Below are 12,772 nucleotides of genomic sequence, written 5' to 3'. Positions count from 1 at the left end.
TCATATGACCTTGGAATATATATTTATTGATGGTAATCTTAGGATTTTCCTGATAGTTACGCATTTTTTTAATCTTATCCCAAGAGTAGACGACCCGTGGTTCATATTGGGTTTTTCCTTTATTAAGTTAGTTTTAGGATTATCCAAGTTACGCTAAATTTCGACCTTAATTCTTTAGGGGAAGTATCTATCCTCTTTGGGGAGGCTGATTCCAGGTTTTCTTTATTTGATAAACTACTAAATACCGTGATTATATAACAGTAGAATCTGGACTGTCCGTTTAAGCAACTTCCGGAACAGATTCTTCTATTACCTCAATTTTCATTCTTAGGCCATCTCAGACTTCTCCCTAGAATTATTCGGTGGTGAAGTCTTTTTTGACTAATTTGCTTTCGTCGCAAACCGCTTTTATGGTCTGCTATAATCTCACATTCTTTCGTTTGCCAGACCGACCATCTCCTTTCAGGGTTTATCGGCCCTGGCTATTGGTTAAATAACAGGAAATTTAGGCATCTTTGGCGCCCTACTTGAATATATAAATTTTCAAAATCACAATTATATAAAAAAGATAATCTATTGATCAGTAATTTATTTATTTAATTTATTTAATAATTCTTCTATGCGTTGGCCATGTAACAACTCATAATCATATTTAAATATTAAATCAGGAATATAACAAATTTTTTTTCTTATTTTAATAGCTAATTCTTTGCGAATAACTTTTTTATTTTCTTCTAAAGTATTTTTTGCTAAATTTAAAATTTCAGGTTTTTTATCGATAATAGTATAAAAAATTTTAGCTAAAGAAAAATCTTTATTAAGTTTCACATCTGTAATACTAATAAAACCTATTTGGGAATTTTGTATTACTCTATTAACGATACTTACTAATTCTCTATGAATAATACTAGACATTCTTCCTACTATTAAATTATTCATTAACTACTTCCTCCATTCGAGACGCCTCTATTATATCATCTATTTGAAAATCATTAAAATCCTTAAATACAATACCGCATTCACTATCTTTTTTAGCACAATCAATATTATTTTTTAAATGTTTTAAAGAAATAATTTTTCCTTGATAAATTATTTTTTGTTGACGTTTCACTTGAACAGAAGCTTCGTTATAAATAACACCATTTATAACTCGACAGCCGGCTATATTATTTTTATCACTTCTGTAAAAAACTTGAATAATAACAGCTTTTCCTGTAAATTTAAGTTTTAAAATAGGCTTGGACAAAGTTTTTAATTTTTTAGCAATATCTCCGACTAAATCATATAAAATTTGGTAATTTCTTATTTCTACTTTTAAACTATCAGCTAATTTTATTATATTACGATCTACTAAATTATTAAAATTAATAATAATAGCTTGACAAGTATTAGCTAACATAATATCATTCTCTGTTAGCGCTCCAGTAGCCATTCTAATAAAATTAATTTTAACCCCATGAAAATTTAAATTTTTCAATGATTTTGTTATAACCTCAATCATACCTTGTGTATCTGTTTTTAAAACAAAATTCAATACTGAATGGGACAAATTTTCTTGTAATAAATCTTCCATAAAATTTTGTTCTACATTTTTTTTAATTTCTTGATGTTTTTGTGCTTGAAACTTTTGTTGTCTTATTTCTATAATATGTTTGGCTATTTTTTCATTAGTCGCAACCATCAATAAATCACCAGCTTGAGGAATTTTTTTAAAACCATAAACAACTGCAGGTTGTGATGGAAAAACTTGTTGAATATTTTCTTTAATATCATTTTCTAAAGATCTAATTTTGCCATAAGCATGACCAGCAACAACAATATCTCCAATTTTTAAAACTCCTTGATGAACAATAACAGTAGCTGCAGAACCTTTATTTTTGATTAAACTAGCTTCTAAAACTGTTCCTAGAACATTTTGTTTATAACTAATGATTCTAGGATGTTTATCATTTACTAACAAAATAGTTTTTAATAAATTATCAATACCTTGAGCTTTTAATGCAGAAATTTCTATATAAAAAGTATCTCCGCCCCATTCTTTAGGAATTAAATTATATTTAGACAATTCTGACATAATACGTTCTTTTTGATTAGGAATTTTATCTATTTTATTCAAAGCTATAATAATATCAACATTGGCTTTTTGAGCATGTGTAACAGATTCTAAAGTTTGAGCTTGAACACCATCATCACAAGCTACCACCAAAACACAAATATCAGTTATTTGAGCTCCTCTACTACGCATTTGAGTAAAAGCTTCATGACCAGGGCTATCTATAAAAGTAATTTTTCGCTTATTATAAACAACTTCATAAGCACCTATTTTTTGAGTAATACCGCCAACTTCTTGATCAACCAAACGTGTTTTACGAATTACATCTAACAAAGTGGTTTTGCCATGATCTACGTGACCCATTATTGTCACAATAGGAGAACGCTTTATTAAATTTTCTATTGGTGTTTTATTAATCATATTTTCTTCATTAACTAGAAAATCATCAATAATATTAATATTCAACTTTAAACCTAATAATTCAATCAAATCTCTTGTTAAAGATTGATTTTTTTTGCATTTTATTCCTAATTTTCCGAGTGTCCCAATTAAAAATTTTTCGGAAAAATTCCAAATTTCAGCTAACTCCTTAATAGTATGATCAGAATTATAAACATAATCACTTATCAACGACATAATTGATTTATCATCCTTTTGATGATCTTCTGGTTTCTTTTTATTTTGCATATAAATTATTTTTTTCTCCCCCTAGATTTATACTTAAAGAATTTTTAATATATATTAACTATATATCTATAAGTTGACAATACAAAAATAATTTAAAAATTTTATCAGTAAATAAACTAAATAAAATTATTAATTAGTTTTAATTTCAATTTTCCATTGAGTAACTTGCATCGCTAACTTAAGATTTTGGCCTAATTTACCAATAGCTAAAGCTACTTGATCAGCTGCTACAGAAACTAAAGCAATTTTTTGTTCAAAATCTAAATTTACAATTTGAATAATTTGAGCAGGTTTTAAAGAGTTAATAATTAATTTTTCTATATCTAAACTCCATTTAAATAAATCTATTTTTTCACCTCTTAAAATGTTTAAAATATTTTTGATTCTATAACCTTTTTCGCCAACACAAGTGCCGATAGGGTCTATTTTTTTATCATGAGAAGATAATCCGACTTTAACTCGACTAGAAGGAATACGAGCAATAGCCATAATTTGAATAAAACCATCTCGAATTTCCGGAATAAAATATTTTAACAATTCCACAACAAATTGATTATTAATACGACTAACACAAATTTGAAGATGTTTAGGTGTATTGTTGCGAACTTCTGTAATTAAAACAAAAATTTTTTCACCGATATTAAAATGATCATTCAACATTAAATCTTTTTTAAAAATACAAGTTTTAAAATTTTTATCTAACATCAAAATAAAAAATTTAAATTTTTCTTCAATTACTTCTGCAATCATTAACTTATTTTCATATTGTTTAAAAAAATTAAAAATATTTTCTCTTTGAAATTTCAATAATTCTTCATTAAATTTATTTTTAAAGTCACGACTACCATAAAAATTAAAATCTTTTTTAGGATCTACTTCAATTTCTAAAATTTCACCTACTTCAATAGAAGAATTAAGTTCTTTGGCTTTTTCTAAATAAACATAATCTTGTTCTTTTAATAAAGAAACATCACATTTTTCATCGACAACTATATATTGTTTATACAAGGTAATTTTATCATAATTTGACCCAAAACAAACTCTACATTTTTTGATTTGAAAAGTCTTTTTACAACCAGATATTAAAGCTTTCTCTAAAGCATTAGTAACTTGTTCACGAGTTATGTCATATTCTTGAGCTATTTGATCAATATGTTTTAAAAAATTTTTATTTTGCAAACAGATTACCTCTTTCTTATCAAAAAATAATTTAGATTCTCAAATTATCTCATAATCTTTAAAATTAAAAAAGTGGTTATTTCCGAAAAAACCACTTTAAAACAAAAAATTAAAATTTATAAATTCAATTATATATAAATATAAAATTAAATAACCATATTAAAATTTATATTTATATATTAATAAACTAAAAAAATTTAATCATTTTTAATTTTTATAATTTTTTTCAAAAAAATATAGTATAACGTAGTTTATCATATTATATTATTATATTAATTAAAAACTAAAATAATATAAAATTTTAAATAAAATTTTTTGAAAATAAATAAATAATTAAATGGTACGGATAATGAGATTCGAACTCATAAGAGAAAATTTCTCACATGCCCCTCAAACATGCGCGTCTACCCATTCCGCCATATCCGCATTAGATATCTTTTTTAATAAAAAAGATATTATAAAATTAATTTTCAACTAAAATTAAATAATAGTACAAATGATCATTATTTATAATTTTATTAATCTCTACATCATTATAATTTTTAGATAAAAATTTTTCCAAACCTATCAAAGAAGAATGTTTTTCTAACTGTTGATCATAAAAAATAGTAACTAATTGAGTTGTTTTTGTAATCATTTTTTTTAATAATTCGATAATTAAAATGTCTAAATTATTATGTTTTTTAAAAAAAATAGAATCTACAAAAGCTTTAAATTCAAAAACGGAATTTTCTGATAAATTGTAATTTTGATTAAATAAAATTTTACCTACTAAATTATTTGTAATATTATCACTAATATTCAAAATATTTTCATCATAAGATAATGTTTCATCAAAAGAAACAAGAGCATTATAACCTTGAGCAATATCATTAGTATCAATAACACTAATATTTAAATTAGCAAAACTTTTTGTAATTAAATCAACATTAGCTAAGATTTCTGAATCATTAGGAAATAAAATCACATTATAACATTCCACCTGATTTAAAATTTCTTTGAAATTTTTCCAAAAAAAATCCCAGATAAATGTTCTATTTTTAATAATAATAATATGATCTACTTTAAAATCTTTTTGAAAAATATTATAAATTGTTTCATTAGGTACAATGGCTATCAAAATATAATTTTTTCGAACAATTTGTTTGTTATTATAATATTTTTGTTGTTTAAGAAAATTTTTATTTTGTTCTTTCATATTATCAATTTTAGATTTAATTAAAAAACCGTATTTTAATAAATTTGTTAACACCAATCCAGGTTTATTAGTATGAATATGTATTTTAAGTAAATTTTCAGTAACTATAGCTATTAAAGAATTGCCAAATTTTCCCATTTTTTTACGAAATTTCAACAAATCAAATTCTTTTGAATTATATAAATTAACAACTAACTCTGTACAATAACAGTAAGGGATTTCTGAACAATTTATATAAGATGTTTTATTAATATTATTATCATCAAAAACTTCAACTTCCTTAGAAATGATAAAATCTTTATAAAATTCCTTTAAAGAAATATTTGAATCTTGAAAACATAACAACATACCTTCAAAAAAATAAATTAAACCAGCCGCTCCGCTATCTACAACATTAGACTCTTTCAAAATAGGTAATAATTCAGGAGTTTTTGCTAAAGATTTTTTAGCATATTCAATAATTTTATTCAATAATTCTTCCATATTGTTAAAATTTTTTTGATTATTAATAGCTTCAATAGAATCACGTAATACTGTTAAAATGGTACCTTCTACAGGGGAAAAAATAGAAGAATAAGCTTGTCGATAACCACTAATTAATGATTGAATAAATTCTTCTATATTAATAAAATTCTTCTTTAACTTAATTAACTTATTAGAAAATCCGCTAAAAAATTGTGATAAAATAACACCTGAATTACCTTTAGAATTCATAATCAAAGCATTAGCTAAAACACGAGAAACTTCAATAATAGAATTTTCATTTAACGAATAAATATGACGAATACCTTCGGCCATAGTCATATACATATTAGTGCCTGTATCACCATCCGGAACAGGAAAAACATTTAAATTATTTATTTTTTGACAATTTTTTTTTAAATTAATGGTACCATTAATAACCATTTCTTTAAAAAGAAGACCATCTATTTTTTGTTCTGATATTGACATTATTCAAAATCCTTTTTCTTTAACCTAATAAAAAAATAAAAATCAGATCTTTTCGATTTACAAAAAAAACAATTATTTTTGAAAAAAAATTGAAATTTATGCTTGAAATTATAAATTTAAAAAAAACTAATTATTTTTTAAGATTGAAATTTCCGAAAAATTCTCATTATCATTAATTTTTAAATTTTAATTTTTTTAAAACTTCCTAATAAAAATAAATAATAAATATTATTTTTCTATAAATGAAAAATATTTTTTCCATCATTAAAATAAATAACATTAATCTAAAAATAAAAAAATAAATTTAAATATTTCAAATTTGTATTCATTAAGAATAAAAATTTAAATTCTAACATCTATATTTTAAAATTGTAATAAAATATTAACAGTAATATATTACCAATAAATATATTTTTTTGTCTAAAAATTGTAAAATATCGTTTTTTTATGAATAATAAATAAATTATTTTTCATAGTATATTAAAAAAATTGAAAAACTAATATAAAATTATTAATAATTAGCTTTAAAATAATTTATTTTATTAAAAAGAATAAATACAAAATGAAAATATTTATATTATAAAATAAATAAAAATAAATTTAATTAAAAATTATAAAAAGTTAAAATGGCATAAATAGAATAATAGAAATATATTACTAAAAATAATTTTAAAAAGCGAGTTCACATAATGGATTTAAAATTACTTAAAGATTTTCAAACATTTTTAAAAATTGAACGAAATTATTCATTATCAACAATAATTAATTATACTTCTGACTTAAAAGAATTTGTATTATTTTGTAATAAAACAAAAATAGATTTTAATATTAATGAATTAAAAAATGACAATTTATCTCGTCTATTTTTAATTCATTTAACTTCTAAAAAAAATGAAAATGCAACTATTAAAAGAAAAATTTCTACCTTAAGAACCTTTTATAATTTTTTAAAAGATAAACATAGTGTTCAAACTAACATATTTAAATCTTTACCTAATATTAAATTAAATCACAAAATACCTAAAATTATTGAACCCCATAATATACAAAAATTACTAAACTCTATAAATATAAATGATAGTATTACAAATTATCGAAATTATTTAATAATAGACTTACTTTATAGTTGTGGTTTAAGAGCACAAGAACTGGTTAATTTAACTATCAACAATATAAATCTTTTGACTAATCAAATCTTAATTAATGGTAAAGGTTCCAAAGATAGATATATACCTTTACATAGAAAACTTTCCGGTATGTTAAAAAAATACATAAATCATATAAGACCTAAATTTGTTCAGAAGCAAAATAACAAAGGAATATTATTTTTAATTACTAATCAATATGGCAATAAAATCACTACTAAAGGTATAAGTTATATTATCCAAAAAATCTGTTTAAAAAATAAATATAAAGGAAAAATATCACCACATATGTTTAGGCATGCTTTTGCCACTGTTTTGCTCAATAATGGAGCAGACTTAAGAATAGTACAAGAATTATTAGGGCACAATCATTTAAAAACAACTCAAATTTATACTTATATATCTGATAATGAATTACATAGAAAGTTTTTTTATTATAACAATATAATAAATAATAAAATGAAAAAAAATAAAAATTAAATTATTTATCAAAAAGAAAGAGAAAAAATAAATAAATGTCCAATGGAAGTTTTTTTGAAGTAGTAAGTTATTACAAAAAGAATAATATTCAAATACCGAAAAGACAAACTCAATATAGTGCAGGATATGATTTAGCGTCTGCTATAGAAACAAAAATTTTACCACAACAACTAGTAATAATACCAACAGGATTAAAAGTGTTTTTGCCTACCAATCAAGTTTTACTAATTTATTCTAGATCTTCTTTATTTATAAAAAAAAAATTAATGTTAACAAATAATGTAGGAGTAATAGATAGCGATTATTACAATAATTCCGAAAATGAAGGACATATTCTAATCTCATTATACAATTTTTCTAATCAAACAGTTACTATCAATAAAAATGAAAGAATCGCCCAAGGAATATTTCAAAATTTTTTACTTGTTCAAAATGATAATAATGAAAACAAAATTAGAAAAAATGGTTTCGGTAGTACTAAATAATTTTAACTAAAACAATTGTCAAAAAATCTAAAATATGTTAAAATGTTAAGGTTAATAAAAAAAAATACGATTGGAAATTAGGGATCAAAACCAAATAAAAATAATACCCTTTTTTAATATAAAATTGTTAATAAATCAAAAAATTACAAATTTAATAAAGGAGTAACATAAAAAAATATGGGTAGTGTAACAAATATTAAACAATTATTAGAAGCCGGAATACATTTTGGGCATTCAGCAAAAAAAACACATTATAAAGCTAAAAAATATCTTTTTTGCTTAAAAAATGATGGAGTTCCTACAGTAAGAAATAAAATTCATATTATAAATTTAAAAAAAACTGTAGAACATATCGATATCGCTTATAAAAAAATTGTAGAAATAGTTTCTTTAGGTGGAAAAATTCTTTTTTTAGGAACTAAAAAACAAATACAAGATATTATCAAAACAGAAGCTCAAAGAGCACAACAATATTATATCAATCAACGTTGGTTAGGCGGTATATTTACTAATTTTAGCACTATTAACCAAAGAATTAACTATTTAATAAACCTTTATAAAGAAGAAGAAGAAGGGTTGTGGAATCATTTAACTAAGAAAGAAATAGCAAAATTAACTCAAAAAAGAAATAAATTAGAGAAAATTTTAGGTGGTATTAAAAATATGAATAAACTACCTCAAGCTATTATTATTATAGATACACAAAAAGATTCTATAGCTATTGCAGAAGCAAAAAAATTAAATATTACTATTTTCGGTATTATAGACAGCAATTGTGATCCGGATTTAGTGGATTATGTTATTCCTGCGAATAATGATGCTATTAAAGGAGTTAAATTAATAACTTCTATTTTAGCTAATGCTGTTTTAGAAGGTATAAAATCCGCAAATCAAAAAAATGAATTGAGCAAAAATATTTCTAACCAAAAAAAATAATGTTATAAATTTTAAAAATAAAATAATTTCTTGTAATAATTTTTAAAAATTAATAATATATAAATAAAAAATAAAATAAAAGAGCTTAATTAAAAATATGAAAACTGAAATGATAGAAAAAGTTAAAAAATTAAGAGAAATTACTAATTTTAGTATACTTGATTGCGCAAAAGCTTTAACAAAAACTCAAGGCAATATAGAAGAAGCTATTAAATTATTAAATGAAGAAAAACATATAGAATATCCCGAATTTTTTAAAGAACCTTTGTTAGAAGGTGCTACTCATGTAGCCTTTAATGAAAATAAAGCTATAATTTTTGAAATAAACATAAAAACAGATTTTGCAGCTAAAAATATAAAATTTATAGAATTAATAACAAATATAGAACAAATTTTGTTACAAGCTCCTAATAATATTCAAAACTTAAATGATTTTTTAAATTATAATTTTCAAGGAAAAACGGTAAAACAAATAATAAGTCAAAAAATGACTCTTTTTCAAGAACAAATAAGATTAAAACGAATACAAGTGATTTATAAAAAAAACGAAGAAAGTTTTGGTTATTATATACATCAAAATGGTAAAATTTCAACCTTAATACACATAACTAAACCTTGTCAGAATGTCGAAAAACATTTGCCTATTCATATTGCAGAATCAAATCCTCAATCAAAAGAGATTTTATTACAACAAAATATGTACAATAATTCTAAAATTAAAGTTCAAAAATATTTACAAAAAAATAATACAGATATTATTATGTTTTATCGTTTTGCTTTAAATGATTAAAAATATATCTAAAAAAATTTATTTTAATAAACTAATTAATATTAAATAATAAATTTCAAATTTTCAAAAAATACTTAAAGAAATTTATCAATTTATATAAATATATAATTTTAGTCAAATAGGAGATTTTAATGTTAAGCAAAATTCTTTTAAAATTAAGTGGAGAAGCATTAAAAGGAGAAAAAGTAACTATTGATCCACAAAAAGTAAAAGAAATTGCTAAAGAAATTAAAGAAATTAAAGATTTAGGTGTACAAATTGTTATCATTATCGGCGCAGGTAATATTTGGCGAGGTATTACTGGACAAACTCTCGGAATGAAAAGAGATCAATCTGATTATATGGGGATGTTAGGGACTATTGTAAACGCTTTAGCTTTACAAGATGCTTTAGAAAATTTGAAAGTTGAAACTCGTGTAATGACATCTTTTCAAGTGCTTGCAGTAGCTGAACCTTATATCAAAAAAAGAGCTGATCATCATTTAAACAAACAACGTGTTATTATTTTAAGCGGAGGTATTGGAGTACCTTTTTTTTCTACAGATACTGCAGCTGCTTTAAGAGCTGCCGAATTGAGTATTAATATAATTTTAATGGCAAAAAATAATGTTAAAGGTGTGTATACTTCTGATCCTAAACATAATCAAAAAGCAATTTTTTTAGAAAAAATAGAGCATAAAGAAATTATATCACAAAGATTAAATGTTATGGATATTACAGCTGTTTCTTTATGTTGGGAAAATCAAATAGATATTATAGTGTTCGATATGAATCAAAAAGGTAATATTAAGAAAATCATTTTAAAAGAAAAAATAGGAACTTTAATTACTTCTAAGGAGAATTAAAATGCAAGATTATAATAATCAAATAGAAATTATACTAAATGAAATTAATGAAAAAATGAAATCTCAAATTAAAATCATGAATGAAAAATTCAAATATATAAGAACAGGAATAGCTAATCCACAAATATTAGATCAAGTATATATCAATTATTATAACCAAATGCAACCTTTAAGACATTTTAGTTCTATTTATGTTTCTGAAGGTAATCAATTAAATATAAAACCATTTGATAATAATTTGATAGAAAATATTAAAACAGCTATTTTAAAATTAAACATAGGTATTAATCCGAAAACTGAAAACAACATTATCAAATTAATTTTTCCTAAACCTTCTGAAGAACAACGTATTCAATTGACTCAAAAAATTAAAAAAACTGCTGAGGAAGCTAAAATTGGTATTAGAAATATCAGAAGACAAAATAAAGATAAAATTAAAAAAATAAAAGTTAATCAAGACTTAGAAACGCAAATACTTAAAAAAGTACAAATGATTCATGATAAATTTATCCAATTAATAGACGAATTAACTCATCAAAAAAACAAAGAATTGTTAAATTATTAATAATAATTGTGTCAATTAAATTTATATGAAAATTAATAAAAAAAAAATATCTATAGGAATTAAAATACTCACAATAACCACTATATGGTTAAGTATTGTAACATATATAGACCAAAAACACGATACTAATTTTTTATTTTACAATTGTATTTTATCACTTATAACTTTTATATATTTATCTTTTCAAGAAGTCATTAAACAATTTAAAATTCCAAAAATTTCAAAAAAAACAATAATAACTCAAAATAAAAAAAATATTTTAAATATATTATCTTTTTATATATTTAATTTTATTTATGGATTTTATTTAATAAAAATAATTTTAAATCATTTATATAATAATCAAATTATTAAAATAACACATAATTCTATTTTATTACATAGCTACATAAAAAAAATTTTTTATTTAGAAAAAACAAATGTAACAAATAACGATTCAATAATCTTGTTTATCTTTTTCACGATTATTTTTCTTTTATATATTTCTTTTATAAATAAAAAAAATTCAAAAACAAAACAATTAAGTTTCATATTGCATTATCTTGTGATAATACAAGGATTATATTATTTTATATTTAATGATAATAATTGGATTATAATAACTATTTTTTTATTCATTAATTTAATATATAATTATTTATTACCATATAAGAAAAATAATGACTATTCATTATATAGCGAATTATTTAAACATATAGCAATTTTTATATATATTTTATTAGGTAGTATTTCTATATTCACTTTGATTTTGATTAACAAAAAAATACTTTTATATTTATTTATTATTTCTATTTCCAATGATAGTTTTGCATTTTTAGGAGGTTATTTCTGGGGAAAAAAACTTTTATGTCCTGATATTAGCCCAAAAAAAACTCAAGAAGGATTTTGGTCCGGAATATTATTTACTGTTATAATTATTAACATTATTTTTAATTATTTAACTAAAACATCATTTTTTATTATTTTCTTGATATTGACCATAATAAATAGTATAATAGCCCAAATAGGGGATCTTATAGTTTCAAAATTTAAAAGAAATTTAAAAATTAAAGATTTTGGCACAATGATTCCGGAACATGGCGGGTTATTAGATCGTTTTGATTCAATTTTATTTTTATCTATTTTTATGATTTTAATAATAATTAATCCATTTTCAGAAATCATTAATCCTTTATTATTGATATAGGATAAGGGGGGGTAGATTATTTCGCATTTCAATAACTAAATTTTGCTATCTATTATAAAGAGATTTTTGCAATCTAAAATACGGATAGATTAATTGCGTTTTTTTTATTCATCGATTTGTATTTGTTGTTTTATTCACAATCAGCCCCCATCCCAACGGTATGAGCAAGTTTCCCAGTACACCGCTTTCCCTAATTTACTCTCTTGCGAGAACTATAATTTTGCCTTGAGGATAATTAGCTATTTATTTATTGCCTAATCTTGATGTTTTTT

The 12,772-nt window shown here is 22.3% G+C and carries 11 protein-coding genes and 1 tRNA gene; 7 read left to right on the top strand and 5 right to left on the bottom strand.

The window, feature by feature from the left end; genetic code table 11:
- Positions 1 to 588 precede the first annotated feature (588 nt).
- From rbfA to OC683_RS01520, 5 genes are all read right to left on the bottom strand, one after another.
- Positions 589 to 939, bottom strand: a complete 351-nt coding sequence (gene rbfA / locus OC683_RS01540; protein WP_193621709.1) for a 30S ribosome-binding factor RbfA — start codon at positions 937 to 939, stop codon at positions 589 to 591.
- Positions 932 to 2,740: a translation initiation factor IF-2 gene (infB, locus tag OC683_RS01535; RefSeq protein ID WP_304514801.1), complete on the bottom strand. Its 1,809-nt coding sequence runs from the start codon at positions 2,738 to 2,740 to the stop codon at positions 932 to 934. The genes rbfA and infB overlap by 8 nt, the downstream gene beginning before the upstream one ends.
- 129 nt (positions 2,741 to 2,869) lie before the next feature.
- Entirely contained in the window at positions 2,870 to 3,919 is a 1,050-nt protein-coding gene (gene nusA / locus OC683_RS01530) for a transcription termination factor NusA (RefSeq protein ID WP_304514800.1), read from the bottom strand.
- A 338-nt stretch (positions 3,920 to 4,257) separates the two neighbouring features.
- Positions 4,258 to 4,345, bottom strand: a tRNA-Leu gene (locus tag OC683_RS01525).
- Positions 4,346 to 4,382: 37 nt separating this feature from the next.
- Positions 4,383 to 6,068: a DAK2 domain-containing protein gene (locus tag OC683_RS01520; protein WP_304514799.1), complete on the bottom strand. Its 1,686-nt coding sequence runs from the start codon at positions 6,066 to 6,068 to the stop codon at positions 4,383 to 4,385.
- Positions 6,069 to 6,757: 689 nt separating this feature from the next.
- Between OC683_RS01520 and OC683_RS01515 the strand changes: the two genes are divergently transcribed.
- The 7 genes from OC683_RS01515 to OC683_RS01485 all read left to right on the top strand — a co-directional run bounded on the left by OC683_RS01515 (position 6,758) and on the right by OC683_RS01485 (position 12,500).
- Positions 6,758 to 7,693, top strand: a complete 936-nt coding sequence (locus OC683_RS01515; RefSeq protein WP_304514798.1) for a tyrosine-type recombinase/integrase — start codon at positions 6,758 to 6,760, stop codon at positions 7,691 to 7,693.
- 35 nt (positions 7,694 to 7,728) lie between these two features.
- Entirely contained in the window at positions 7,729 to 8,178 is a 450-nt protein-coding gene (gene dut, locus OC683_RS01510) for a dUTP diphosphatase (RefSeq protein WP_304514797.1), read from the top strand.
- Positions 8,179 to 8,355: 177 nt separating this feature from the next.
- Positions 8,356 to 9,114 (top strand): 30S ribosomal protein S2, encoded by a 759-nt coding sequence (rpsB, locus tag OC683_RS01505; RefSeq protein ID WP_304514796.1) that lies wholly within the window; start codon positions 8,356 to 8,358, stop codon positions 9,112 to 9,114.
- A gap of 97 nt (positions 9,115 to 9,211) precedes the next feature.
- Positions 9,212 to 9,904 carry a translation elongation factor Ts gene (gene tsf / locus OC683_RS01500; RefSeq protein ID WP_304514795.1) on the top strand — a complete coding sequence of 231 codons (693 nt, stop codon included), beginning with the start codon at positions 9,212 to 9,214 and terminating at the stop codon, positions 9,902 to 9,904.
- 125 nt (positions 9,905 to 10,029) lie between these two features.
- Entirely contained in the window at positions 10,030 to 10,749 is a 720-nt protein-coding gene (gene pyrH, locus OC683_RS01495; protein ID WP_193621765.1) for a UMP kinase, read from the top strand.
- Between the two features lies 1 nt (position 10,750).
- Positions 10,751 to 11,314, top strand: a complete 564-nt coding sequence (locus tag OC683_RS01490) for a ribosome-recycling factor (protein WP_304514794.1) — start codon at positions 10,751 to 10,753, stop codon at positions 11,312 to 11,314.
- A 25-nt stretch (positions 11,315 to 11,339) separates the two neighbouring features.
- Positions 11,340 to 12,500 (top strand): phosphatidate cytidylyltransferase, encoded by a 1,161-nt coding sequence (locus tag OC683_RS01485; RefSeq protein WP_304514793.1) that lies wholly within the window; start codon positions 11,340 to 11,342, stop codon positions 12,498 to 12,500.
- Positions 12,501 to 12,772: the final 272 nt, after the last annotated feature.

It is taken from the genome of Candidatus Phytoplasma crotalariae (genome assembly GCF_030586865.1).
Classification (GTDB): domain Bacteria; phylum Bacillota_I; class Bacilli_A; order Acholeplasmatales; family Acholeplasmataceae; genus Phytoplasma; species Phytoplasma citri.
This window is presented reverse-complemented; position numbering and strand designations above follow the sequence as displayed.